The sequence below is a fragment of the Cystobacter fuscus genome, from assembly GCF_044360685.1.
Taxonomy (GTDB): Bacteria; Myxococcota; Myxococcia; order Myxococcales; family Myxococcaceae; genus Cystobacter; species Cystobacter fuscus_C.
Genome location: NZ_CP043491.1, coordinates 8878933 through 8905217, shown reverse-complemented (window position 1 = coordinate 8905217; position 26285 = coordinate 8878933). Strand labels below are relative to the sequence as shown.

Here is a 26285-nt window from a genome sequence, read left to right as displayed (position 1 = left end):
GGCTGCCTTTCTGCGGGTTGAAATCAGGAGTCAGTGCTCCACGGTGAGCTTGGCGAAGATGCTTCGCCCGGGGCGTTGCACACCGTAGAAGTCATACGCGAGCGTGTCGGTCAGGTTCTGCGCGTCGACCGTCCAGCTCATCGTCCAATCCCAGGCCCGGGTGACATAGGAAAGCGCCAGGGATTGGATGAACTGCGAGGGAATCTGCAGCTTGGGGTTCGTGATGCCCACGCCCTCCCATGCACGGGAGAAGGTGTGGACGTAGCGCACGTGCCACGTGAGGGACAGCTCGTCCCGGGCATTCATCAAGCCACTGGCCTGGAGGCGGGCGGTGCCATTGGCTTGCAGGTAGGGACGGTTGGGAATGCGCCGGCCCGTGAAGGCACTGAAGGCTCCTTCGCGCGAGGTATTGCGGAAGTCCTGCCAGGTGACGTTGCCATCCAGGGTGAGGTACTGCCCCGGAGACGTCCACCCGGCCGTGCCCGCGGCCCCCAGGGAGCGCGCCGAGAACACGTTCTGATAGGTGAAGTAGCTCTCCCGGCCCACGAGGACGATGAGTTGATCCGCCAGCCGGCCGAAGCCCACCACGCTGGCCCGGAACGCGCCCGCGCGGGTGTCCGGCGCATCCAGCGCGAACTCGAGATTGAAGTTGTGGCTGCGCTCGGGATTCAGGTCCAGGTTGTCGGTGATGAGGACGCCATCTCCGAAGATCTCATCCGGGCGGGGCTGGCGGGTGGCGTACTCATAGGAAGCCTTCGCGGACAGCTCCCGGAGCAGGCGCAGGCGGACGCCGTCACCCACGCCCACGCCATGCATGCTCCGCCCGATGGGAACGAAGGAGTCATCGGGCATCAGCCGCTGCGCATCCGCCACCTGGATGTAGTCCTTGAGGAAGACGATGTTCTCCAGGCGGTCGCCCAGGGCGCCGAGCGTGTACTCCAGACCGCTGACCAGGGAGAGCAGGCGGCGATCCGCCGTGAGGGGATCCACCTGCCCCAGGGCGCGCAACTGGAGATCCTCGCCCGTGCGGCTCACCGCGGTGGGCGCGAGCGACAGGCGGAGCGTGTGCGCCGCCGAGGGGGTCCATCCGAAGGTGAGCCGCGCGAAACCGGTGTGCTGGTGCACGCGCCGCTCGATGGGCCGCCCGAGCAGCTCTCCGGACAGGGTCTCATCCTGGAAGACGCAGCTTCCCAACCAGTTATAGGCGCACGTGCCGAGGTCATCCAGCCGCGTGCGCCGTGAGACGTAGCCCGCGACCGCATCCACCGAGAACCGCTCGGGGAAGAGCTGCTCGTAGCGCAGGGTGGAGCCGAAGGAGTTCTCCCCACTGGTCACATCCCCGTAGGGCACCTTCATGCCGATGCTGTTCTGCAACTCCTTGTCGTTCCCGTTCACGAAGGCGCGCAGCATCAGGCGCCGGGCCCAGGGCTTGTTCACGAAGCCCGCTTCGACGCTGGCCCCCGTGGCCCCATAGGCATCATGGAAGCGGTAGACCCGACGCAGTTCGGTGTGCCCGCGGAGATCGGAGACCTCGGCGCTCACGGGATAGTCATTCCGGGTGCGATCGAGAAAGGCGTTGGCCCGGAGGAACAGGCCGCTCGGCGCGTGCAGGTGCCGCGCGCTCACCGTGAGCCGGTGCGTGTCGTAGGAGCCCAGCTCATACGAAGCGGCCACTCCCGTTCCGCGCACCTCCTGGTCCGTGACGAGCTGGACGGCGCCTCCGAGCGCGTCGCTCCCGAAGCGGATGGGCACGACGCCCTGGTAGATCTCCACCCGCTGCACGAGGTTGACGGGCACGTTGGCGAGCTCCGGCCCATAGCCCGCCAGCTCCAGCGGCACCCCATCCACGAAGAAGCGGATCTGCTCGTCCGTGAGTCCGGCGAGCGAGAAGCGCGCCCGGCTGCCGAGTCCTCCCGAGCGGCGCACGCTCACGCCCTCGGTGCGCGATAGCGCCTCGCCCAGGTCGGCCGCCTCGCGCTGGATGTTCTCCGTGTCCAACACCTGGACCGATTCGGCGGACCGGCGCCGGCGCTCGCCCTCGGAAGGCCCCTGGACCGTGACCTCGATGGGCTCGTCCGAGCCCGCGGGCGGTGGCGGCGCCGGCGGGGTGGGCTCCGGAGGCGGTTGGAATTCGTAGGTATAAAGGATGCGCGAGGGCATCGGCGTCCCGTTGCGCCGCGCCGGCTCGAAGCGCATGCGCAGCGCCGCCTCTTGCGCCGCCTCGTCGAAGCCGTGCCCGGCGGGCCCCACCACCTCCGCCTGGGTGACCTGGCCCTCCGCGTCCAGCGTCAGCCGCAGGACGACCTTCGCCTCCAGCCGCTCCTCCAGCGCCTGGGGCGGATAGGTGGCCTCGGCGGACTCCTTCAGCCTCGGCGCCTCGAGCGCGGGCGCCGCCGGCGCTTCCTGTGCCCGGGACACGCCCGTCCCCAACAACCCCGCCACCAGCAGCGCCAACCCCACGCCCCGTACCGTTCCGCTCCACGGGCGGAATATGAAAATGGTTCTCATTCTCATTTTCGGGGCGGTGTTAGGCGTGATCCGGGGCGGTGTCAAGGAGGTTGGGGGCTCAAGCGGCCTGGGCGCGAGGGGCGGGGAGGGCGCGGAGGTGTTCGGCCACGAGGAAGGCGAGCTGGAGGGCCTGATCGGCGTTGAGCCGGGGATCACAGTGGGTGTGGTAGCGCAGGGGGAGATCGCTCTCGGTCACCTCGCACGAGCCGCCCAGGCACTCGGTGACGTCCTGTCCCGTCATCTCTAGGTGGAAGCCGCCGGGGTGGACGCCCTCGGCGGAGGCGACCTGGATGAAGCCGCGCACCTCCGAGAGGATGCGGTCGAAGGGCCGCGTCTTGTAGCCATTGCCCGCCTGCAGGGTGTTGCCGTGCATCGGGTCCGTGGCCCAGACGACGGGGCGGCCGTCGCGGCGGGTCGCGGCCATGAGCCGGGGCAGGCGCTCGGCGATCTTGTCCGCGCCGAAGCGGCCAATGAGCGTCAGCTTGCCGGGGATGCCCTGGGGGTTGAGCACGTCCATCAGCCGCAGCAGATCTTCCGGCTCCATCGTGGGCCCGCACTTGAGGCCGATGGGATTCTGGATGCCGCGCATGAACTCCACGTGGCCCCCGTCGAGCTGCCGCGTCCGCTCGCCGATCCACAGCATGTGGGCCGAGGCGTCGAACCAACCGCCCGTGGAGGGATCGAGGCGCGTCTGGGCCTCCTCCACGTTGAGCAGCAGCGCCTCGTGGCTGGTGTAGAAGTCGCGCGGATCCAGGCTCGGGTCCTGCCGCTCGGGGTGCGCGCTTCCCCAGCGCTGGATCGCCTCCAGATCCGCATGGTGCTCCCGGATGAAGGCGCGCACGATGTCCATCGTGTCCGCGCATTGCCGCCAGGCGAGCAGCAGGCGCTCGGGGTCCGGCGTGCGCTCGGCGAGCGTGAACGCCATGCCGTTGATGTTGTCACCGCGGTAGGCGGGCAGGGTGACGCCGTCCCGGGTCTCCACGGGGCTGGAGCGCGGCTTGGCGAACTGACCCGCGATGCGGCCGACGCGCACCACCGGACGGCCTCCCGCGAACGTGAGCGCCACCGCCATCCGGAGCAGCAGCCGCAGGGTGCCGCGGATGTTGTCGGGCGAGAACTCCTTGAAGCTCTCCGCGCAGTCACCGCCCTGCAGGAGGATCGCCTTGCCCTCGGCGACCCGGCCGAGCGCGTCCCTCAGCCGGCGGGTCTCCTCGGCGGACACCAGCGAGGGCAGCCGGGACATCTCCTCCTCGACCCGGGCCAGGGCGCGGGGATTCGGATAGTCGGTGGGCATGTGCTTGAGGGGCCTGTCCCGCCAGGAACGAGGGGTCCAATTTCGATTCATCACAGGAGCGCCATTACCAGGGTGAGAACGGGATGAAGAGGACGAGGGATTCATGGTCGTGGCAGCAGTCCCCGTGCCACGCAGTCATTCAGATAGCGGTCCATCAGGGCACGGTCGGGGGAAGGGCAGGAGACACCGCTATCGGCGAGGCTTCGGGTCAACTGTTCGCAACGGATACGCCCCAGGCCGAAGGTCGCATCGGGTGAGCCCGCGCGCAGATCGAAGAACGCCATCGTGGCGCTGTTGTCCGCGCTGTCCGCGCGCCGGGCGAGGCGCTCCCTCCACTCGGGAAGGGGGCACGTGTCCACCCGGTAGCCGTACTCGCGCACCCACTGGAACACGTCGCTCAAGCGCACGTCCGGGTGGGGGGCGAGGTTGAACACCGGCCCGGTCCGGGACACCAGGGACAGGCGCACGATGGCGCGCGCCACGTAGTCCACCGGGGTCCACGTCTCGTGGACGTCCATCTGGGGAAGCACGCCCGCGGGGATGCCGGCTAGCAGGATGCGCCAGACCAGGTCCTGCGGATTGACGATGCCCGTGCTGGACGCGCCCACCACGCGGCCCAGGCGGTAGACGGCCACCGGCAGACCGCGCTCGCCGGCCTGCTGCACGAGTCTCTCGGCGATCCACTTGCTGCGCTGGTAGCCGTCGAGCAGTCCCGGATGGGCGGGGACGAAGTCCTCGGGGACCTCGGACTGGAGGTTGGACGGGGGCGCCACCGCGAGCGTCGAGACGTAGTGCAGGGGCTTGGGCCGCACGGCGGCGGCCAGCCGCAACAGCTCGCGCGTGCCGCCCACGTTCACCGCCTTCAGGCTGCCGTACTCGCGCACGACGCTGACCACCGCGGCGTTGTGGTAGACGACGTCGCACTCGGCGGCCAGGCCGTGGAAGCGCGTGGCGCCCAGGCCCAGCCAGGGCTGGCTCAGGTCCGCCGGCAGCGCGAGCACCCGCTCGGCGAGACCGTCCGTGGCGAGCCCCTGGCCCACCAGCGCCGTGCGGATGCGCTCCATCGCCTGGGCCTCGTCCCGGGCCCGGACCAGGCAGACGATCCGCGCGTGCGTCTGGCGCAGCAACTGATCGAGCAGGTGCGCGCCGACGAAGCCGGTGGCGCCCGTCAGCAGAACCTGCCGCGGCGGCGCCTGGGACACGGGGTTCTTGTCGTGCGCGAGCGCCTTGGGGACGATCTCCTCGGGCAGCTCGGCGTCGGCGAGCATGGCGGCGGTGAGGCCACCGGCCTGGGCCTGAGTGCCCGAGCCGTGCTCCAGCGCCTGCGCCAGGCCCGCGGCGGTCGGATGGCGGAACACCGTGGCGACGGGCACCTCGCGGCCCAGCGCCACGCCGAGCCGGTTGGCCACCTGGATGCTCTGCAGCGATTGTCCGCCCAGCTCGAAGAAGTCGTCCTGGGCCGTCACCCCACTCACGCCCAGCACCTGCTCCCAGATGGCGAGGATCTCCCGCTCCAGATCGGTGGCCGCGTCGGCGGACGTCGTGCTTCCCTCGGTGGCCATCTTCCGGCGCAGCTCGGCGCGGTCCACCTTGCCATTCGAGGTGCGCGGCAGCCGCTCGGAGAAGACGAAGGCGCCCGGCACCATGGGCGCGGGCAGGGCTCCCAGCAGGTGACGGCGCAGCTCCGCCGCCGTGGGCGCGGGCGAGGTGGCGACGACGTGTGCGCACAACCGCCGCGTGCCTCCCGGAAGGATCTGCCCCACCACCGCCGCGTCCTTCACCCCCGGCAGGCCGAGCAGCACGGTCTCGATCTCGGCCGGGTCGATCCGGTGTCCGCTGATCTTGAACTCGTCATCCACGCGGCCGACGAACACCAACTGTCCGTCCTCGCGCAGCCGGGCCGTGTCGCCGGTGCGGTAGGCCCGCGGTCGGCCGGGCAGTTGCCCGAGCACCGTGAAGCGCGCCGCTTCCAGCTCCGGTCGTCCCAGGTAGCCGCGAGCGAGGCCACCTCCCAGCAGGTACAGCTCGCCCTCGGCGCCCGGAGCGGCGGGCCGCCCATTCTTGTCGAGCAGTACCGCGCTCACTCCCGGCAGCGGACGGCCGATGGGCACCTCGTCGGAGGCCACGTCCGCCTGGGGACCGCTGAGCGTGGCGACGGTGGCCACCACGGTGGCCTCGGTGGGGCCGTAGGTGTTGAGCAGTTGCACGCCGGAGCCCACGGCGGTGCGCCAGCGGGCGACGCGCTCGGGCAGCGCGGCCTCTCCGCCGATGATGACCGTGCGCACGGAGGACGGCAGCGCGAGCCCGCCCGTGGAGACGCTGTAGGCCAGCTCGTGCCAGAAAGCCGTGGGCAGATCCAACACGGTGATGCCGGCGGCGGTGCAGGCGTCGAGCAGCCGGGGCACGGACTGGAGCATCTCGTCGGTGCGCAGCACCAGCCTCGCGCCGGCGCACAGGGTCAGGAAGAGCTCCTCCACGCTGGCGTCGAAGTGCAGCGGGGCGAATTGCAGCACCCGGTCCTCGCGGCGCACGCCATAGCGCGCGGTCGCTCCCGCCACGAAGTGGGCCAGCGCGCCCCGGGTGATCTGCACGCCGTTGGGCTGTCCCGTCGAGCCCGAGGTGTAGATGACATACGCGAGGCGCTCCTCCTCGCTCCGCGGCGTGGACGGGGACGGCTCGCGCGAGGGCTTGTCGTTGCGCCGCACGGCCAGACCACCTGGAGGCACCGGCCCGGCCTTGGGCTCCGGCGTCTTGGTGGTGGTGACAATCAGCGCGGGCGCGGCGTCCTCGAGGATCGACACCGTCCGGGCCGACGGCCCGAAGGGATCGAGCGGCAGATAGCCCGCGCCAGCGAACAGCACGCCGAGGCTCGCCACGATCGCGTCGATGCTCCGGGGCACCATCACCGCCACGGGGGCGTCGGGCCGCGCGCCTTCCGCGACGAGCCGCTCCCCGAGCGCCCGGGACGCCTCGAGCAGCTCGCGGTAGCTCATGCGGTACGGCCCGTGCTCCACCGCCACCGCGTCCGGTTGCTCACGGGCGCGCTCGGTGAGCATCTCCAGCACCGGGCGCGGGGCGCACGGCAGCGGCTCGCCCGCGATGAGGGCGGATGTTCCAGCGGTGGTGGCCTCCGTGTTCTCTGGCGCGTGGCCCGCGTGCGTGGACGAGGCCAGGGGTAGGAGTTGGGAGAGGGGCTGTTGGGGGGCCGCGCTCAGCGTGGCCAGCACCTGGAGGAAGCCGCGCTGGTGGGCATCCAGCTCGTCGGCGCCGTAGCAGGCGGGGTTGGCGTCGAAGTCGATCCGCGGTCCACCGCCATCGGCGCGGGCGTACACGCCGATGGAGAGATCCTCCACGGGGCCGGCGGAGATGTTGTGCGCGATCCCCGGCATGCCCGCGAAGCGCAGGCCGTAGTCGAACGGCATGATGTTGACCACCGGGCCGAACAGCCGGCGCTGTCCGCCCACCATCTTCAGGTCCCGGCGCAGCTGCTCGTAGCGGTAGCGCAGGTGGGGCCGGATGGCGCGCATCTCCGCCGCCACGCCCCGGGCCAGCTCGAACAGTCCCTGCTCCGGCCGCACCGGCACACGCAGCGGCACGATGTTCATCGCCATGCACGGCACGCGCAGCGCGGCCGAGCCGAGCCGCGACATCACCGGCAGGCCGAGCACCACCTCCGGCGCTCCCGTCTTCTGGTGCATCCAGGCCGCCGTGGCGGCGAGCACCAGATCCGGCCAACCCAGGCCCTCCTTGCGTGCCGCCTCCTGGAGTCGCTCCGCTTCACCCTTCTCCAGGTGACGCGTCTGGCGGACGAAGCGGGGCGACATGGGCTCGGGCCGGGCCAGGGTCACCGGCGTGGGCCGATCGGCCAGGCGCTCCATCCAGAAGGCCCGGTCGAGCTCGTACTGCGGCCCGTTGCGATAGGCGGCGTCCTCCTCCACCACCGGACCCAGGCGGCGGAAGCCCTCGGGGGCGGGACGTCCCGACACCTTCGCGGTGTACAGGTCGGCCACCCGCCGCGCGAGCAACGAGAAGCCGAAGCCATCCATGGCGACGTGGTGGACGCGCTGGAACCAGAAGAAGCGATCGGGCGCGGCCTGGAAGAGCGCCTGGGTGAAGAGCGGACCCTGGCGGAGATCGACCGGCCGGGAGAGGTCGGCCCACATCCACTCGAGCGCCGCCGCCCAGGGATCCCGGGTGCCGCGCAGATCGATCCGGTGCAGCTCCCAGTCCGAGGACAGCTCGGCCACCTGGACGGGCCCCTCGGCGCCGGGCACGAAGCGCATGTGCAGGGCCTCGGCCTCTCCCACCGTCTGGCGCACCGCGGCCTCGAAGAGGGCCGCATCCACGGGCCCCTGGATCTCGATGCACTCGCCCGCGTTGTACACGGCGCTCTGGAGGTCGAACTGCTGGCCCGACCAGATTCCGTGCTGTGCCGCGGACAGCGGCAGGATGACCTTCTGGGTGTCACTCATGATTCGGTCCTCGGGTGGAGAAAGGCGCCCGGCGCGGTGGGGGGAGCGGGGATCAGCGCGTCGTCACTGACTCGGGCGGGCGCGAACCCGAGGCCAGCAGCGCGTACCAGTCGGTCAGCGTCGGCCGCTCGGCCAGCTCCACGAAAGTGATCTCCGCGCCCTTGCGCCTCCAGCGCTCCACCAGGCTCATGATGCGGATGGAGTCGAGTCCCCGGTCGAGCAGGTTCTCGTCCTCACCGAGCTCCGAGGGCGGCTGGACCAACAGCTCGGCGACCTCCTCGCGGACGCTCTGGGGGGTGAACGCCCCCGCGCCCACCGGCCCCAGCATCTCGATGACCCGGTCCGTGACGGTGGTGACGGCGCACAGCTTCGCCGCGTAGTTGAGCGCCATCAGGTGCTGCTCGCGGGAGAAGTCCCCGAGGGCATCGGCAACGAGGAACGGCTGGATCTCGCTCATGAAGCCATCGCTCGCCGTCTGCAGGCAGCCGATGTGGGCGTAGATGCCGGTGATGATGAGCTGATCGCGGCCCTTCTCCTTCAGCAGGTCCATCAGCCCCGTGCGGCGGAACGCGCTGTAGCGCCACTTGGTGAGGTGGATGTCGCCCTCGGCGGGCTTCAGCGCGTCGATGATCTGCTCCGGGCCGGGACCGGCGGCGATGCCCATGCCCCAGAAGTCCAGCAGCAGGCCGCGCTGCTCGATGCTCTGCCCGCCCGGCTGGGCGGAATACACCACGGGGATGCCCAGCGCGGCGCAGTGCTGGCGCAGCCGCTGGATGTTCGCCACCAGCTCCGTCACTGGCGACTGGCCGGCCGTGAAGGCCTTCACGAAGTGGTTCTGCATGTCGTGGATCAACAGCACCGCGCGCTTGGGATCGGGTGTCCACGACACCTTGTTCTGTGGCAGCTCGGCCGCGGTGGGCAGGGTGTAGGGGGCAATGGCGGGAAGGGCCATGACGTGACTCCTGGAGACTCGAAAGAGGAAGGGGGGAAGAAGAGCGTGTCTTGAAGCTAGGTCCTCGGGCCCAGGCGGGCGGCGAGCGCTCCGCGCAGGTCCTTCTTGCTGACCTTGCCCACGCCGGTCTGGGGGAACGAGTCGACGAACTCGATGCGGTCCGGAATCTTGAAGGCCGCCAGTCCGCGCGAGCGCAGGAAGGCGTTGAGCGCGGCGGGGGTGGGGGGCGTCTTCTCGCGCGGGATGATGAACGCGCAGGTGCGCTCACCGAGGAACGTGTCCGGCATGGCGACCACCGCCACGTTGTGCACCGCGGGGTGCGCCAGCAGGTGGTTCTCCACCTCCTCGGCCGCGACCTTGTCCCCGCCCCGGTTGATCTGATCCTTCGCGCGTCCTTCCACCACCAGGTCTCCCTGGGCGGTGACTCGCACGAGATCTCCCGTGCGGTAGAAGCCGTCGGAGGTGAAGGCCCGCGCGTTGTGGACCTCGGCCTTGTAATAGCCCCGGATGGTGTAGGGGCCGCGCGTCAGCAGGTGGCCCGTCTCGCCCGGAGCGACGTCGCGATCCTCATCGTCCACCACGCGGATTTCATCGGCGGGGGAGATGGGCCGGCCCTGCGTGGTGGAGATGCGCTCCTCGTCGTCGTCCAGCCGGGTGTAGTTGACCAGACCCTCGGCCATGCCGAACACCTGCTGCAGCGTGCACCCGATGGTGGGGCGCACCCGCTTCGCGGCCTCGTCGCTGAGCCGGGCCCCGCCCACCTGGAGCACCCGCAGACTCGACAGGTCGTGCCGGCGCGCCTGGGCGGCCTCCAGCCAGATCATCGCCAGCGGGGGCACGAGCGCGGTGATCGTCACCTTCTCGCGGGCGATGAGGGGGAAGGCCTCGTCGGGGCTGGGGTTGAGCGCCATCACCACCGTGCCGCCCGCGTACAGCGTGCCGAGCGTGCCCGGCGAGCTGAGCGGGAAGTTGTGCGAGGCGGGCAGCGCGCACAGGTACACGCTCTGCCCGTCGAGCTGGCAGATCTCCACGCTGCCCCGCAGGCTGTAGATGTAGTCGTCGTGCGTGCGCGGAATGAGCTTGGGCACGCCCGTGCTTCCGCCCGAGAGCTGGAAGAACGCCACGTCGCCCGGAGCCGGGCCGGACAGCGCCATGGGCTCGGCGTACAGCCCGCTCAGCGCCTGGAACGGACCCGCGTCTCCCACGACGATCACCTGCCGCAGCGTGGGCACCGAGCCGCGCACCTGCTCGGCCAGCGTGCGGTAGTCGAAGCCCGAGTGCTTGTCGGGGATGATGTAGGCGACGGCTTCGGTGAACTCGCAGAAGTAGCTGATCTCCGCGTGGCGGTGCGCGGGCAGCGCGAACACGGGCAGCGCGCCCAGGCGGAACAGCGCGAAAACCACCTCGAGGAACGCGCCGATGTTGGGCAGCTGCACCACCACGCGATCCCTCGGGCGGATGCCCAGGGCGTGGAACCCGGCGGCGAGCTGATCCACGCGGGTGTCGAGCTCCCGGTAGCTCAGGCGCTGCGTCCCGGCGACGAGTGCCGTGCGCTCGGGGTGGCGCGTGGCGCGATCCCGGAGCAACTGACCGAACGTCTCGCCGCGCCAGTAGCCCGCCTCGCGGTAGCGCGCGGCGAACTCCTCGGGCCACGGGGTGAAGCCCGGCAGGAGGTCCTTTCCGGCCCCGCTCACGGCTGCACCTCGGCGCCCTGCCCGAGCCCCATGGCCTGGAGCATGGTGCGGAACTTCGCCTCGGTCTCGGCCAGCTCGGACTCGGGCGTGGAGCCGACCACGATGCCCGCACCCGCGAAGAGCCGCAGCGTGCGCTCGTCGGCCTCGGCGCAGCGGATGGTCACCGCCCACTGCCCGTCACCCGTCGCGTCGCACCAGCCCACCGTGCCCGTGTAGAAACCGCGATCGAACGGCTCGATGGAGCCGATGGCCTCGTGCGCCAGCCGGGTCGGGAAGCCGCACACCGCGGGCGTGGGGTGCATCGCCGCGGCCAGGGTGAGCGAGGAGATGGAGGGATCCTTCAGCTCGCCGCTGATGCGGCTGGACAGGTGCCACATGGTGGGCGTGTGGATGAGCGAGGGGCCCGCGGGCACGTCCAGCGTCTTGCAGTAGGGGCGCAGGGCCTCGGCCACCGCGTCGATCACCACCGCGTGCTCGTGGAGATCCTTCGGGGAGGCCATCAGGGCGGAGGCGCGCCGCTGGTCCTCGACGGGATCGGCGCTGCGCGCGGCCGAGCCCGCGAGCGGATTGGCGAGCACCTGGAGTCCGGAGCGGGACACGAGCAGCTCGGGGCTGGCGCCGATGAGCGTGCGGCGGCCACCGGAGGCGCCGGGCTGGGCGGGCAGGTCCACCGCGAAGGTGTAGCCCGCGGTGTTGCGCTGGGCGAGGTTGCGCAAGAGCTGGGTCAGGTCGATGGGCGTGGGGGTGTCCAGGTGCAGCGAGCGCGAGAGGACGACCTTGCGCAGGGGGCTGCTGCGCATGAGCTCCAGGGCCTGGGCGACGCCGTGCAGGTAGGCGGCGGGCTCGGGCACGGGGCGCACCGTGTAGCGCGCGGTGGAGGAGGGGCGCGCGGGCGAGGCCGTGTCGAACGAGAGGGGCCCGCCGCGCTGGAACGTCATGGGCACCACCAGGTGCGAGGACAGCGAGCCGTCGAAGGGCACCGCGCCCACCACCACGGGGATGTCATGCCCGGCGTTGCGCGCGTCGTTGAGCACCCGGGTCACGTGCTCGGGCAGGCGCTGGAGCGCGTCCGGGCCCTCCAGGGGCGGCACGGTGGCGAAGGTGCCGCGCGTGAGCAGGGTGCGCTTGGGCGAGGCGAAGAAGAACGAGGAACCCGCTTCGTAGCTGTCGAGCAGTTGGGTCGCCAGCGTCTGGGCCATGGGACGTTCGGACATGGGGGTCTCCTTGGGGGATTCGGAGGGGGATACGGACATGGCGCCTAGGCGCCCAGGGTGGCGCCGCCATCGACACACAGGTCGTGCAGCGTGATGTGGCGGGCGCGCTCGGACACGAGGAAGCTCACGGCCTCGGCGATGTCCTCCGGCGTGGCGATGCGGCGCAGGGGGATGCCCACGCGGAACGTCTCGGGCGCGCCGGCGATGACCGCGCTCGCGCCGTTCTCGTCCGTCCACAGCAGGCGCTGCATCTCCGTGTCGGTGGAGCCCGGGGACACCACGTTGCAGCGGATGCCGTGCTGGGCCAGCTCCAGGCCGAGGCACTTGGTGAACATCGTCGAGGCGGCCTTGGAGGCGGCGTAGGCGGCCATCTGCATGCGCGGCACGCTCGAGGCGTTGGAGCCCACGGTGACGATGGCGCCCGACTTGCGCGGCACCATGCGCCGGGCCACCGCGCGCGAGACGTGGAACACGCCGTGGGTGTTGACCGCGAACGTGGTCGCCCAGTCCGCGTCCGACAGCGTCAGCACCGAGCCCATGCGCAGCACGCCCGCCACGTTGACCAGGGTGGTGATGGGGCCCAGCTCGCGCTCGATGCGCTCCACCACCGCCTCCACGGCGGCCGCGTCACTCACGTCCGCCACGTAGGCCTCGGCCCGGCGATCCCGCTCGCGCAGCCCCGTCACCAGCGCCTCCAACCCCGCCTGCTTCGTGTCGAGCGCCGCGATCGTCGCGCCACCCGCCAGCGCACGGGCCACCGCTGCCCCAATGCCTTGCGCCGCTCCCGTCACCAGCGCCACCTGGGCCTTCGTCCCCATCCGATTCTCCTCGTGAGAACTTGATAATGAGAATGGTTCTCATTATCGTTTTCGGGGCAGTCTCCTCCCATGTCTTGACGTGGCTTGTCAAGAGAAGGATGTCTGGGTCTTGGTGGAGGAGGAGACCTGGGAGGTCATCCTCCCGCTCTTCCGGGTGGAAGGCGGGAGGGACTCACGAGGTCCTGGAGTTTCAGCTGTTGAGCATCGGGTGGCCCTGGTGCGCGACGAGCAGGTCATGCATGTCGTTGGCGTGCTCCTCCTCCTTGGCGAGGATCTCCTCCAACAAGCGCCGGGTGGTCGGGTCATGGTTGGCGAAGTAGCGGATCATCTCCTGGTAGGTCTGGATGGCGATGCGCTCGGCGATCAGATCCTCGCGGATCATCTCCACCAGGTTCCTGCCCTGGATGAACTGGCTCGCGCTGCGTGTCAGCAGGCCCTCGGGATTGAAGTTGGCCTCACCGCCCAGTTGACTGATGCGCTCGGCGAGCCGCATGGCGTGGTCGTTCTCCTCCCTCGCGTGCTCGAGGAACTCCGCCTTCACCGACTCGCTGTTGATGCCTTGCGCGGCGACGGCGTGCGAGCTGTAGCGCAGCACGCACACGAGCTCGGTGGCCAGCGCCTCGTTGAGCACCTTGACGGTGAGCTGCACATCCCCCTCGTAGTCCTGGGTGAGGGCACCTCGCTCCAGGTGCTCGCGCGCCCGGCGGCGGATCTCCGTGATGTCGGTCAGGAATGGTTGGGAATTGTCGGACATGGTGGATCTCCCTTGAGGAACCTGGAGCCTGCTCCACCACGTTGAGCACGGTGCCCCGCAACACCCATCCCGGGGAGAGCATTCGAGAGGGCGCGAGGGACGCTCGGCTTCTTCCTCACCGGGCGGCCAGTCAGGCGGTACGTGGGCCCCGGGCCTTCACAGCCACAGGCGCCAGAGCAGGCCCAGGCGGGTGGTGTAGCCGACGGAGGCGCGCTCGATATGGCCTTCCGCGGAGATGAAGAAGGTGGTGGGGAACTGCTCGAGGGAGAAGGCGCGCATCGCCTCGGAGCCGCCGAGCAGCACGGGGTAGTCCACGGCCTGCTCCCGGGCGAAGCGGTGTACGTCCGCCTCGTCCTCGTAGGCCACCGCCACGGACAGCACCCGGGCGGAGTCCCCCACCATGCCCTGGAGCGCGGAGAGGGTGGAGGACTCGGCCTTGCACACCCCGCACCAGGGGGCCCAGAAGGCGAGCACCACGGGCTTGCCCCTCAGCGAGGACAGGCGCACCGGCTCGCCGCCGGAGAGCGGGCGCAGCAGCAGATCCGGCGCGGGCGCCCCCGTGGGCAGGTGGCGCGTCTGCCAGAGGCTCACCCCGGTGAAGAGCAGCGCCAGCAGCAGCACGTCCATCAGCAGGCGCGCCCACGCGGGGCGGCGCAGCCGGTGCCAGAACTGTCCGAGTCGTGTACCTGGTGCGCGCTGCTCGTCGTCCATCGAGGGGGGGACTAGAGCACGTCCTGGAGGCCGCGGGCCATCATCCAGTTGTCATGGTAGACGACGCCCGTGGGCGCGACGGTGTCGCTGCGGTACAGCCCCACCTTCAGGTAGTTGACCTGGCCGGAGAACTGGGTGGCGATGTACCTCTTGGGCAGCACGAGCTGGCCGTCGTAGTACAGCTCGACGAAGCCCACGCTGGCGCTGGCGGACCACTTCACGTGGAAGATGAAGTCGTGCCACTTGCCGCGCACCAGCGGCGTCTTCCAGACGATGACTCCCGGGCTGCCGCCGATGTTCAGCCGCACCTCCTCGCCGTACACGTAGAACTCCACGGGGGGCGAGCCGCTGTCTCCGCTCTGGTGCCACTGGGTGAAGAGCTGCCACGTCTTGGCGCTCGGGAAGTCCGTGGCGAACATCGTGCTCCACCGGTAGTAGTACTCCGAGCCCGAGGGCTCGTTCGTCATCTGGATGAGCTCGTTGCGGTTGCCGCTGGAGTTGATGGGATCATCGCCCTGCTTCACGGTGGCCTTGAGGGCGTAGCTGCCCTGGCGCACGGGCGAGGTCACCACCGCCAGCCGGTCCGCGCTCACCATCTGCTCGCTGTCCCACTGCGAGCGATCCTTCGTCTCGAAGTCCGCCTTCCACACCACGCCGGAGGCGGTGGCGGGGCCCGCGCACACGCGCGCCTCGGCGATGCTCGCCCACTCGTTGAGGGTGTTGCCCTGGAAGGTGATGCGCAGGCGGCGCGAGGTCAGCGCGCTGAAGGTGTACGTCTCCGCCGCCGTCGTCGTGCCGGTGCTCGTGCCCGAGTAGACCGGCGTGTAGTTCATCCCATCCGGGGAGACGGAGATCATGAAGGTATTGGCGCGCAGGTTGCCCTCGTGCCAGGCGATCGCCACGCCCTGCATGCTCTTGAGCGAGCCCAGGTCATAGTCGATCCACGAGCCCTTGCCGAGGTTGCTCCAGCGCGTGCCGAGCTGGTCATCCATCGTGTTCTGTGGCCCATTGCCATCATTGCCACTGGCCAGCACCGACTGGGCCGTGAGGGGGGTGCAGTTCTGCACGACCAGGGTCGTGGAGGCATCCGCGACATGGTTGTCAGGTGTGCCTCCGGTGTCAGAGGTATTGGGTGCGCCGCACGCGGAGACGGCGATGACAAGCAATAGATCTGCCAGCAGCAGTGTTCTGTTCACGGAGAGGTTTCCTGGGGGCGGGGAAAAGACAGACGGTGCGAGGCTTTTCACCCGGAGACGGGTGGGGGGACGGCGGGACGCGCCCCTCCCTTCACGTCAGGGGAACCGTGAGGCTCCTGGCGTGCGGGAGAGGGGAGAGGGCTCGTTCTCGTGTGCTCCTGAGTAACGCCGGCGTGGGGACGCCTGGGATTTCGCGCGTTCTCAGCATCTCTCAAAGATATTCTCTATTCAATACATAAATCGCTTGCCTGCCTGTTGTCCAGGCGGCCAGGAATTGGATATTCCATTGTAATGGGAGAGTTTCAATTCCATGGACAGACGTCCGCGCCGCGCGGTGCATGGATTTTCACCGGCATTCATTCGTCACGGAGTACTGAAAGGGATTGAGGGCCGCGCGCGGGGGGATCAGCCCTCGCCCCCGGCGAGCCGGGTGAGCTCCCGCAGCGACTCCTGCACGGCGTTCCAGTCGGGGGCCGTCCCTCGCGTCCGGGCGGACTCCAGGAGGAACTCCATGCGCCCCGCGGCGGTGCTCACCGCGTGGAAGCCGTAGGAGCCGGCGGTGCCGTACAGCCTGTGGGCGAGCGAGGACACCTCTTCCAGATCCGGGGCCTGCCCGGTCCGGGCCCGCAGCACCGCGTCCGACAGCTCGCGCACCTTGTCGCCCAGGCGCTCCAGGTACTCGGCCTTCAGGGCCGCCAGCATGGCCGCCATGTCCGCGTCCTCGGCGTTGTCCATCAGGGAGCGCGCGGGCGGCGGGGGAGGGCGGGGCACCACGGCCTTCTCCACCCAGGCGACGAGCTCCTGGGGCGCGGGGGCGTGGGCGCGCAGATCCTTGGGGAAGGCGGAGGCGAAGAGGACGGGCAGGTGGGGATCCGCGCGGCGCAGCTCCTGAATGAGCGCCGTGTCGCTCATGCCCGGGGGCAGCCGGTCCACGATGACGGCGTCCACCCGCTCGAGCGAGAGCGCGGCGCGGGCCTCCGCCACGCCGAGGGCCGTCTCCACCTGGTAGCCGCGCTCGCTCAGGTAGGCGGCGATGGGCGACCGGGGCTCCCCGCCGTCCTCCAGGAAGAGGAGCTTGCGGCGAATCATGACGCCTCCTTGTGGGGCCCGTGGCCGCCCTCGTCCTGGGCCAGCAGTCCGTTGAGCAGCTCCCTCACCGAGGTCATCAGCGCCTCCTCGGTGGTGCGCGTCTTGATGTGGTGGCGGGTATGGCCGAGCGTGAGCTGGTGCTCGTCCACCGAGGACAAGTCCCTGCCGGTGAAGACGATGAGCGGGGTGCCGCGGCCCTTGCCCTGGCGCAGGATGTCCACCACCTCGAAGCCGTCCATGCGGGGCAGGCCCACGTCCAGGACGATGAGATCCGGCGGGGTGGCGCGCGCGAGCGCCACCGCGTCCTCTCCATCCTGGGCCTCGTAGCAGACGGCGCCGAGCCGCTCCAACTGGGTGCGGAGCACCTGGCGCGTGGCCACGTCGTCATCCACGAGCAGCACGCGCGCCTGGCCGGGCTGGCGCACCGCGTAGCGCACCGTGCGCAGGAAGCTGGGCTCGTCGAAGGGCTTGAGCATCCAGTCCACGAGCAGGGGCTGGACGGCGCCCTCGTGCTGCTCGGTGAGCATGATGATGGGCAGCTCCCGGGTGCGCGGCTGCTCGCGCAACCGGCGCACGAAGTCGAGCTCCCGGCCCTCGGTGTGCCGGGGATCCACCACCAGCGCGTCCGGCGCGCCCACCTCGATGAGCCGCTCGGCCTCCTCCAGCGAGGGGGTGCGCAGCACGCGGTAGCCCTCGTGGGTGAGCAGGCCGCGCATGCGGCCGGACAGCTCCCCGTCCGTGGTCACCACGAGGATGGAGTGGCGCGAGTCGTCCATCACCCGCGACACGACGCCCGAGCCCGCCCGGGCCGAGGGCAGCGCGAAGGAGAAGGTGGCGCCCTCGCCCGGCTCGCCGTGGACCTCGATGTGGCCGCCGTGCTGCTCGACGATGGCCTGGGAGATGGCGAGCCCCAGGCCGGTGCCGCCCTTGGTGCGCGAGTCCGAGCTGTCGATCTGCTGGAACTTGCCGAAGAGCCGGTCTCGCTTGTCCGGGGGGATGCCGGGCCCCTGGTCCTTCACGGTGAAGCGCACCTGGCCGCGGGCGTCCTGGGCGGCCGTCACCTCCACCTCGCCGTCCACGGGGGAGAACTTGATGGCGTTGGAGACGAGGTTGGTGAGCACCTGGATGAGCCGGTCCCGATCCGCCCGCACCGTGCCGGCGCCGATGACCTGGTGGCGCAGGCGCACGCGCGCGCCATCCGCCATGGCCTGCACGCCGCTGAAGGTGGTCTCGATGACCTCGGTGCTCTCCACCGGCTGGAGCTTGAGCTCCAGCATGCCGGACTCCATCTTCTCCAGGTCGAGGATGTCGTTGATGAGGCGGATGAGGCGCTCGGTGTTGGAGCAGGCGATGCGCACCATGTCCCGCGCGGCCGTGGGAAGCTCGCCGAGGATGCCGCCATCCAAGAGGCCCAGCGAGCCGCGGATGGAGGTGAGGGGCGTGCGCAGCTCGTGGCTCACCGTGGAGACGAACTCGTTCTTCAGCCGCTCCACCTCCTGGCGCTCGGTGATGTCGCGCACGTAGGTGGTGAAGCGCGGAGGGCCCTCGCTGCGCACCCGCAGGAGCGTGAGCTCGGCGGGAAAGCTGGAGCCGTCGGTGCGCAGGGCGGGCAACTCCAGGCGCGTGGCCTGGCCCGCCACGGCGTCGGCGCGCAGGGCCCGCGTCACCGCCAGGTGCTGCTCGGGCTTCACCGACGCGGACAGCACGAGCGAGCGGAAGTCACGGCCCAGGGCCTCGGCGCCGCGCAGCCGGAAGATGTGCTCCGCGGCGGGGTTGAAGTCCAGGATGCGGCCCGCCTCGTCCAGGGTGATGATGCCGTCGAGGGCGCTCTCCAGGATGGCCGCCTTGCGCGCCTCGCTCTCGCGCAGCTCCGCGTTGGCGGTGGACAGCGCCGCGGTGCGCTCCTCCACCCGCCGCTCCAGCTCCGCGTTGAGGGTGTCGAGCGCCTCGCTCGCGCGGGTGAGGCGCCAGAGCACCCGCAGCACGAAGGCGGCGAGCAGCAGGGTGAGGACGAAGAGGACGATGCGGAAGCGCTCGGCGCGCGCCTGCGCCTGCTCGTGCACCTGGAAGTAGGTGCTGATGACCTGATCGGCCGCGGGACTGGCGGCGCGTTCCACCATGAGTTGGAGCGTCTCCCGGGCTTCCTTCGCCCGGGCGAGCAGACCCCGGGCATCCGCTTCCAGCTTCGCGCGCGGCGCCCGCGTGCCGGGCTGGCCGGCCAGCTCCCTCTCGAGGGCGGCGAGTGTGTCCTCCAGGTGGGGCAGGTCACCGTCCTGCGCGCCGCCCCGGATGGCCCGCGTGAGCAGCCGGACCCGCTCGCGCGGCTCTCCTGGCGGCTGTTGGGTGGCGAGCTCGGCGGCGGTCCGCTCGAGGTTCGTCTGGAGCTCGTCGCGGCGCTGCTCGAGCTGCCGCAGACGGGTGTGCAGCAGCTCCTCGTCCACCAGCGCGCGCACGTAGCCGTCCAGCGCGGTGCTCAACTTCCGCTGCTCCTCGGTCCGCCACTGGGGCGGAAAGCGCCGCAGCTCCTCCACCTCGCCGCGGAGCCTGGCGAAGGACTCCGGTGGGCTGTCCACCGTGTCCGACAGGCCCAGGTGGAACTGGAGCAGGTCGCGCTCCAGCGCGTTGCTCTCCACCCGGAGCTGGCGCAACTGGATGCGGTATTGGTCGTACTCGGCGGAGGCGAGGGGACGGCCCAGCGCGAAGACGACGCACAGGAGCGCGAGGGCCCCCGTGGCGAGCAGGGTGCGCTGGGCGAAGCGGGCTCTCACGGCGGGAAGGTTCATCGCGCGCGGGACGGCGGGCTCAGGTGGACGGCAACAGCTTCTTGATGTCCGCGGGCAGGGTGAGCGGATTGAAGGGCTTGCCGATGACGCCCACGGCGCCCAGCTCCAGGTAGCGCGCCACCTCCTGCTTCTGGATCTTCGCCGTCATGAAGATGACGGGCGTGGCCGCGGTGGCCTCCTGGGCCCGGAGCCGGGCGAGGGTGGTGGGCCCGTCCATGCCCGGCATCATCACGTCCAGGAGGATGAGGTCGGGCCGCTCGGCGGCGGCCTTGAGCAGCGCGTCGGCTCCGGACGAGGCGAGCACCGTCTGCCAGCCGCCCACCCGGCTCAGGCTCACCTGGCCGATGGTGCGGATGTCGTCCTCGTCGTCCACGAGCAGGACCTTGTGAATCGTCATGAGCAACCTCCGGGCGCGGGGGCGCCAACGCTCAAGCGTGCCCTGGCCTCGCGCCGGGGCCCTGGTGGGTGGCTGGCTTCTCCCCCCTTGCCTCAGAACCGCGAGAGCGCCAGGAACGTCTTCATCTTCTCGTTCGACTCCCGCAGTCGCACGGACAGCGTCCGGACGAAGCTCCACAACAGCACATACGCCAGATCCTTGTCCGTGAACATCAGCTGATCCAGCTGCTCACGTTCAATGACCCACAGCGTACACGCGGTATGGGCGAACGCGTCGGCCGAGCGGGGAATGTCCTCGATGACCGACATCTCCCCGAAGTACTGGCCCTTTTCCAGGATGGCGAGCGCCTCCTCGCCCATGCCGGGCACCTGCTGGGAGATGCGCACCTTGCCCTCCAGGAGGATGAACATCTCCTTGCCCACCTCCCCCTCCCGGAACAGACAGGCGCCCGCTTCGTAGCCTCGGGGCCGGGCGATCGTCGCCACCCGGTGGAGTTGACTGTGAGTGAGGCCCTCGAAGAGCGCAACCTTCTTGAGGAGCAAGGCATCCATGGTGTCGCAGCTTCGTACCATGACCGGAGGGGCTCTGGTACGGTGGCAACCCCTTTCCCTTCGACAAACAGGAGCGACGACCCGTGGCGGAGAAGATCAACAAGGTGACCATCATTGGCTCGGGGCCCGCGGGCTACACCGCGGCCATCTATGCCGCGCGCGCCAACCTGCAGCCGGTCATGTTCGCCGGTGGCCCCACGCTCGAGGACGCCCAGCGCGTGCCCGGCGGCCAGCTCATGGTCACCACCGAGGTGGAGAACTATCCGGGTTTCCCCACGGGCATCACCGGGCCGGAGCTGATGGATCACTTCCAGAAGCAGGCCGAGCGCTTTGGCACCGTCATCCACATGGAGAACGTGGTGAAGGTGGACCTGTCCAAGCGCCCCTTCTTCATCCAGGGCGAGTCGGAGAGCTGTTACTCGGAGACCGTCATCATCGCCACCGGGGCGAGCGCCAAGTGGCTGCACGTCAAGGGCGAGGACCAGTTCAAGAACCGGGGTGTGTCCGCGTGCGCCACGTGCGACGGGGCCTTCTTCAAGAACCAGGACGTGCTGGTGGTGGGCGGCGGCGATACCGCCATGGAGGAGGCCACGTACCTGGCGAAGATCGTCAAGAGCGTCACCGTCGTCCACCGGCGTGACTCCTTGCGCGCCTCGAAGGTGATGCAGGACCGGGCGCTGAAGAACCCGAAGATCTCCTTCATGTGGGACAGCGCCGTCGAGGAGGTGGTGGGCAACGAGCGCGGGATGACGGGCGCCGTGGTGCGCAACCTCAAGACGGGCGACGCGCGGCAGGTGGAGGCCACGGGCCTGTTCGTGGCCATCGGGCACACGCCCACCACGAACCTGTTCCAGGGCGTGCTGGAGCTGCACCCCTCGGGCTACCTCAAGACGGTGCCCGGCAGCACCCGCACGTCGCTGCCCGGGGTGTTCGCTTGTGGCGACGTGCAGGACAGCTACTACCGCCAGGCCATCACCGCCGCGGGCTCGGGCTGCATGGCCGCCATCGACGCGGAGCGCTGGCTCATCGAGGAAGGCGCCTGAGCCCCCCATGAGCACGAGCACCAAACCCCAGACGGTGGCGGTCCACGCGGGCTCGCGGCTCACGGGCAGCAAGTCGCAGCCCGTGGTGCCGCACATCCAGATGTCCGCGGTGAGCTTCTTCGACAACAGCGACGAGCTGGACGAGGCCCTGGACGGCAAGGACTACGTCTACTCGCGCATCGCCGCGCCCAACGCGGCGCTGCTGGAGGAGGCGGTGGCGGCGCTGGAGGGCAGCGAGGCGTGTGTGGCCTACTCCAGTGGCATGGCCGCGCTGCGCGCCGTCTTCGATGCGCAGCGCTTCAAGCCGGGGGACACGCTCGTGATGCCGGCGGATGGCTATGGTGTCACCCGCCTGCTCTTCAAGAACCTGGCCGAGCGGGCGGGGGCACGCATCGAGGCGCTCGTGCTCTCGGAGCCCTCGGCACCCGAGCGTCTGCGCGCGCTGCGCCCCCGGTTCGTGCTCGCCGAGAGCATCACCAACCCGCTCCTGCGCGTGCCGGACCTCCAGGCGCTGTCCCAGGCCTGCCGGGAGGTGGGCGCGCCGTTGGCGGTGGACGCGACGTTCCCGTCTCCGTATGGCCAGCGGCCGTGCGCGCTGGGGGCGGACTACTCCATCCAGTCCACGACGAAGTGGCTCAACGGGCACAGCGATGCCCTGGGCGGCACGGTGAGTGGCAGCCGCGAGAAGCTCGCGCCCCTGCGCGCCGCGCGCCTGCTCCACGGGGACGTGCTGGGCCCCTTCGAGGCGTGGCTCACCCTGCGCGGGGTGCGCACCCTGCCGGTGCGCATGAAGGTCCATGCCGAGAACGCGGCGCACGTGGCCCGGCGGCTCTCCGACTGCAAGCTCCTCTCGCGCGTGCACTACCCGGGCCTGACGGATCATCCGGATCACGCGGTGGCCCGGCGTGTCCTGCAGGGGGGTTTTGGCGGCATGGTGGCCTTCGACATCCAGGGGGCGGGCCGTCCGGAGTGCTTCCGTTTCCTGGAGGCGGTGAAGCTCGCGCGCGCGGCGCCCTCGCTCGGAGACGTGGGCACGCTGGTGATGCACGCGGCCAGCGCGAGCGCGCGCCGCATGACTTCCGAGGAGCGGCAGGCGGCCGGCATCGGCGAGAGCCTCATCCGTGTCTCGGTGGGGTTGGAAGATCCAGATGACATCGCCGACGATCTGATCGCCGCGGTGTCGGAGGCGATGAAGCGGTGAAGATGGTGGATGTAGGAGGCAAGGAGAAGACGGAGCGGGTGGCGGTGGCGACCGCGCGGTTGCGCATGCTCCCGGCGACGATCGAGCGCATCCTCCAGGGCAAGGTGGAGAAGGGGGATGTGCTGGCCGCCGCGCGGCTCGCCGGGGTGATGGCGGCCAAGCGCACGCCGGACGTCATCCCGCTGTGTCACCCCATCGCCCTGTCAGGGGTGGAGGTGGAGCCCACCCCGGTGGAGGACGGGCTGGAGTTCCGCGTGACGGTGCGCACGGTGGATAGAACGGGCGTGGAGATGGAGGCGCTCACCGCGGCGTGCGCGGCGGCCCTCACCGTCTACGACATGTGCAAGAGCGTGGACCGGGGCATGGTGCTCGAGCGCGTCCAGTTGGATCACAAGGCCGGGGGCCGCTCCGGGACGTGGGATCGGAGCGAGGGCACGTAAGGCTCCGCTCGGCTCAGGACTTCGCGGGCCGCTCGCCCACCAGGGTCCTGAGCTGGGCGATGAGCTGGTCGGGCTCGAGGGACTTGGGGATGTGCATCTGGAACCCCGCCTCGAGCACCTGGAGGCGGTCCTCCTCGCGCATGTGGGCGGTGAACGCGGCGGCGGGCACCTGGCTGATGGGCCCGCTCATCGCGCGGACCTTGCGGATGAGGCTGTAGCCGTCCTCCTGGGGCATGGCGATGTCGCACACCAGCGCGTCGAATCCGCTGGTGCCTCCCAGCACGGAGAGCGCGGCCACCGTGCTCTCCACCGCCTCCACGCGCGCGCCATGGTGTTCGAGGATCGACGCCACCGCCGTGCGCGTGAGCGCGTCGTCCTCCACCAGCAGCAGCCGGAGGCCCTCGAGCTGGAGCGCGACGGCGCTCGTGTTCTCGGCGCGGAGGGGCTCGCCGGTGTCCTCGTGCGCGGGCAGCCACACGGTGAAGATCGCGCCCTGGCCCCGGCCCGGGCTCTCCGCCCACACCGTGCCGCCCTGCAACTCCACCAACTGCCGCACGATGGCGAGCCCCAGGCCCAGTCCGCCGTTGGCGCGTGTCGTGCCTTCCTCCTCCTGCCGGAAGGGCGAGAAGAGCAACGGCTGGAATTCGGATGGGAAGCCCCTGCCCGTGTCCTGGACGACGATGCAGACGCCTCCGCGCTCCGGCTCCAGGCGGACCTCCACCTTTCCTCCGGGCGGGGTGAACTTCACGGCGTTGGACAGCAGGTTGGACACCACCTGCCGCATCCGCCTCGGGTCCGCCTGCACCAGGGGCGTCTCCTGGAGGAGCATCTCGAGCGCCAGGCCCTTCTGCCTCGCCAGGGGCATGAGGTCGGAGACCGCCGCCTGGATGGGCTCGCCGGGCTCGCAGGCCTCGAGCATCACGCTCAGCTTGCCGGAGAGGGCTCGCGCCGTGTCCAGCAGATCGTGGACGATCCTCGACTGGCTCTGCGTGCACTGGGTCAGCGCGGAGATCGCCTCCGTGCTCCTGCCCGGGTCCGTCTGGAGCAGCTCCAGCCACAGCCGCATTCCCACCAGCGGGGTGGCCAGCTCATGCGAGACCCGGGCGAGGAACTCGTCCTTCTTCCGGTTGGCCCGCTCCGCTTCGCTCCGGGCCGCCTGCTCGTTGGCCAGCAGGACTTCCCGTTCCGCCTCGGCGCGCTTGCGCTCGGTGATGTCCACGTTGATGCTCACCGCCCCGACGATGCTCTCGCGCAGCCGCACGGGCGCGGTGGCCGAGCGGATGACCCGCTGCTTCTCGCTGCCGGCCTGGGCCAGGTACACCTCGCGGGTCGACGACTCTCCCCGCAGGGCCCGCTGGAGCGCGTCCGCGATGCCGCTGGAGCCCAGGATCGCCGGATCGATCCGATTGGTGCGGATGTGGCCGGAGGTGTCGGCGATGCAGACCCCGTCGGGGATGCTCTGGATGACCGCCTCCAGCTGGGCCGCGTGCTGCTCCTCCCACCGCCGTGACTTCACCCAGTCGGTGACGTTGAAATGGGACGTCATCACTCCCGAGATCCGCCCGTCCGAACCGCGCAGGGGCTGGTACGTGATGTTGAGGAAGAACTCCTCGATGCGGCCGTTCCCCTCGAGGTCCACCCGGGCGGCGAGTTCCTGGCCCATGAAGGGCTCGCCGCTTCGATAGACCTGATCCAACAGCTCGAAGAGGCCCTGCCCCTCGAGTTCGGGATACACCTCCCGAACGGGCTTGCCGAGGAGGGGCCGGTGGCGCGTGAACTCCTGATAATGATTGTTCACGAACTCGAAGACGTGTTCGGGCCCCTTGAAGACGGCGATGGCGGCGGGGGCCTGCGTGAGGAGCTGATACAGCTGTTCCTGTTGATGGCGGACCTGTTGTTCCCGGGAGGCGGCCTTGATGCGGTCGAGCTCGGCGAGCGCCCCCGTGCGCCTGCGCTGCTCCTCCCGGGCATGACACTGGAGGGCGGCGGTGCTCACCGCGCTCGCCAGGAGGCGGTGGAATTCGAGGTAGGGCTCGTTCCACTCCAGACGTGAGCTCACCCCGGTCAGCAGCAGCGCGGTGGGCTCTTCCTCTCCTGGCAGGCGGATGGGGAGCGCCACCGCCTCCCGGGGCGGCTCTGGATACGGCCCACAGCGCAGGGGACCGAAGCGCTCCACGAGGTGTCCGACCCGGACGGGCTGGCCGGTGCGCATCACCTCCTCGAGGGGCCATCCACCGGCGGTGTCCCCGTGGGAGAACAGGACGGAGGGACTCGCCGCCGTGCCATGCGGGAGGCCCGTGCTGCTCACCAGCCGCAGGGTGCTTCCCCCGGCACCCCGGGCATAGAAGAGGGTGAAGGGAAGATCGCGCTCGTACTTCTCGAGCGTGCGCGCGGCGAGCGTGAAGACTTCCGGGAGTGTCTGGGCATTGGCCATGGCCATGGCCACGTCGCGCAGCGCCCGGGTCCGGCGCTCGTTCAACACCTGCCGGGTGGTCTCGGTGAGGGGGTTCCACACCCCCACGATCTCTCCGCTCTCATTCCGGATCGGGCTGAAGGCTCCCGACAAGAACGTCTCCTGGAGGAGGCCGCCGCGATCGCGGAACAAGGGTTGATTCTCGAGGATGACCGGCTGGCTCGCGAAGGCCTTGTCGTAATGGCCGCGCACCTCCGCCCAGGCCGCTCCCCAATACTGGCCGAGGGGTTGGCCAAGCAGGTGCGGAGGCGGACCGCCGCTGAGCGCGCGGCAGCCATCGTTGAAGAGCATCACCCGCCGGGGCCCCCAGGCGATGAGGATGGGGAAGGGAGAGGCCACGCACAGCGACACCACCGTGCGCAGGCAGAGGGGCCACGACTCGATGGGGCCCAAAGGGGTCTCCGACCAGTCCTTGGCACGAATACGGTCGCCCATCTCGCCCCCGTTCACGAGCCAGGAGGTGGATGGTTCGAGGCCGCCCGCGTCGTGTCCGGTCGCATCCATCAATTCGAGATGGTCGCGTACTCCCCGTATATGCCGTCAAGCCGCGCCGCGCCGCGGCATGTCATGTAGGACATACTCCTCGTGAAGCCTCTCTCCTCTAAAGTCATACAGTCCTGCTGTAGCTTTCAACCTGAACTCCCTTTCTCCCTTGACGCTGAATGTTGACTCGTGGGAATTACCGACCGGTCGGT

18 protein-coding genes are annotated in these 26285 nt (G+C 70.1%); 3 read left to right on the top strand and 15 right to left on the bottom strand.

Features of this window, described 5'->3' with window-relative positions; genetic code table 11:
* Window positions 1–30: 30 nt before the first annotated feature.
* From mxcH to F0U63_RS36435, 14 genes are all read right to left on the bottom strand, one after another.
* Window positions 31–2508, bottom strand: coding sequence for a TonB-dependent siderophore myxochelin receptor MxcH (gene mxcH / locus F0U63_RS36500; RefSeq protein WP_395837377.1), 2478 nt, complete (start codon window positions 2506–2508; stop codon window positions 31–33).
* A 58-nt stretch (window positions 2509–2566) separates the two neighbouring features.
* On the bottom strand, window positions 2567–3853 hold the full coding sequence (locus F0U63_RS36495) for a 3-deoxy-7-phosphoheptulonate synthase class II (RefSeq protein ID WP_395837375.1): 1287 nt from the start codon (window positions 3851–3853) through the stop codon (window positions 2567–2569).
* 50 nt (window positions 3854–3903) lie between these two features.
* On the bottom strand, window positions 3904–8274 hold the full coding sequence (gene mxcG, locus F0U63_RS36490) for a myxochelin non-ribosomal peptide synthetase MxcG (RefSeq protein WP_395837373.1): 4371 nt from the start codon (window positions 8272–8274) through the stop codon (window positions 3904–3906).
* Window positions 8275–8326: 52 nt separating this feature from the next.
* A complete protein-coding gene (locus tag F0U63_RS36485; RefSeq protein WP_395837371.1) occupies window positions 8327–9226 on the bottom strand; it encodes an isochorismatase family protein in 900 nt (299 codons plus the stop codon).
* A 56-nt stretch (window positions 9227–9282) separates the two neighbouring features.
* Complete coding sequence (locus F0U63_RS36480; protein ID WP_395837369.1) at window positions 9283–10920, bottom strand: (2,3-dihydroxybenzoyl)adenylate synthase; 1638 nt, start codon at window positions 10918–10920, stop codon at window positions 9283–9285.
* Complete coding sequence (gene dhbC, locus F0U63_RS36475) at window positions 10917–12134, bottom strand: isochorismate synthase DhbC (RefSeq protein WP_395837367.1); 1218 nt, start codon at window positions 12132–12134, stop codon at window positions 10917–10919. Before dhbC ends, F0U63_RS36480 begins: the two co-directional genes overlap by 4 nt.
* Before the next feature lie 44 nt (window positions 12135–12178).
* A complete protein-coding gene (locus F0U63_RS36470; RefSeq protein ID WP_395837365.1) occupies window positions 12179–12952 on the bottom strand; it encodes a 2,3-dihydro-2,3-dihydroxybenzoate dehydrogenase in 774 nt (257 codons plus the stop codon).
* A 190-nt stretch (window positions 12953–13142) separates the two neighbouring features.
* Complete coding sequence (locus F0U63_RS36465; protein WP_395837363.1) at window positions 13143–13706, bottom strand: bacterioferritin; 564 nt, start codon at window positions 13704–13706, stop codon at window positions 13143–13145.
* A 156-nt stretch (window positions 13707–13862) separates the two neighbouring features.
* Window positions 13863–14417 (bottom strand): TlpA family protein disulfide reductase, encoded by a 555-nt coding sequence (locus tag F0U63_RS36460; RefSeq protein ID WP_395837361.1) that lies wholly within the window; start codon window positions 14415–14417, stop codon window positions 13863–13865.
* Between the two features lie 11 nt (window positions 14418–14428).
* Complete coding sequence (locus tag F0U63_RS36455) at window positions 14429–15613, bottom strand: heparin lyase I family protein (protein ID WP_395837359.1); 1185 nt, start codon at window positions 15611–15613, stop codon at window positions 14429–14431.
* Between the two features lie 405 nt (window positions 15614–16018).
* Complete coding sequence (locus F0U63_RS36450) at window positions 16019–16702, bottom strand: Hpt domain-containing protein (RefSeq protein WP_395837357.1); 684 nt, start codon at window positions 16700–16702, stop codon at window positions 16019–16021.
* Window positions 16699–19470: an ATP-binding protein gene (locus F0U63_RS36445; protein ID WP_395837355.1), complete on the bottom strand. Its 2772-nt coding sequence runs from the start codon at window positions 19468–19470 to the stop codon at window positions 16699–16701. The genes F0U63_RS36450 and F0U63_RS36445 overlap by 4 nt, the downstream gene beginning before the upstream one ends.
* 34 nt (window positions 19471–19504) lie before the next feature.
* The gene (locus F0U63_RS36440) at window positions 19505–19882 is read right to left on the bottom strand and encodes a response regulator (RefSeq protein WP_395837353.1); all 378 of its coding nucleotides are present in this window, start codon (window positions 19880–19882) and stop codon (window positions 19505–19507) included.
* A gap of 92 nt (window positions 19883–19974) precedes the next feature.
* Window positions 19975–20433, bottom strand: a complete 459-nt coding sequence (locus F0U63_RS36435) for a cyclic nucleotide-binding domain-containing protein (RefSeq protein ID WP_002643403.1) — start codon at window positions 20431–20433, stop codon at window positions 19975–19977.
* Between the two features lie 83 nt (window positions 20434–20516).
* Here F0U63_RS36435 and trxB point away from each other — a divergent pair, with 83 nt between their 5' ends.
* Genes trxB through moaC form a run of 3 tightly spaced genes read left to right on the top strand, consistent with a single transcriptional unit; the run spans window position 20517 to window position 23117 of the window.
* The gene (gene trxB / locus F0U63_RS36430; protein ID WP_395837351.1) at window positions 20517–21476 is read left to right on the top strand and encodes a thioredoxin-disulfide reductase; all 960 of its coding nucleotides are present in this window, start codon (window positions 20517–20519) and stop codon (window positions 21474–21476) included.
* A gap of 7 nt (window positions 21477–21483) precedes the next feature.
* On the top strand, window positions 21484–22677 hold the full coding sequence (locus F0U63_RS36425; protein WP_395837349.1) for a trans-sulfuration enzyme family protein: 1194 nt from the start codon (window positions 21484–21486) through the stop codon (window positions 22675–22677).
* Window positions 22674–23117 (top strand): cyclic pyranopterin monophosphate synthase MoaC, encoded by a 444-nt coding sequence (gene moaC, locus F0U63_RS36420; protein WP_395837347.1) that lies wholly within the window; start codon window positions 22674–22676, stop codon window positions 23115–23117. The genes F0U63_RS36425 and moaC overlap by 4 nt, the downstream gene beginning before the upstream one ends.
* 13 nt (window positions 23118–23130) lie before the next feature.
* On the opposite strand, the gene F0U63_RS36415 is transcribed toward moaC, so the two are convergent.
* Window positions 23131–25983, bottom strand: coding sequence for an ATP-binding protein (locus tag F0U63_RS36415; RefSeq protein ID WP_395837345.1), 2853 nt, complete (start codon window positions 25981–25983; stop codon window positions 23131–23133).
* Window positions 25984–26285 lie beyond the last annotated feature (302 nt).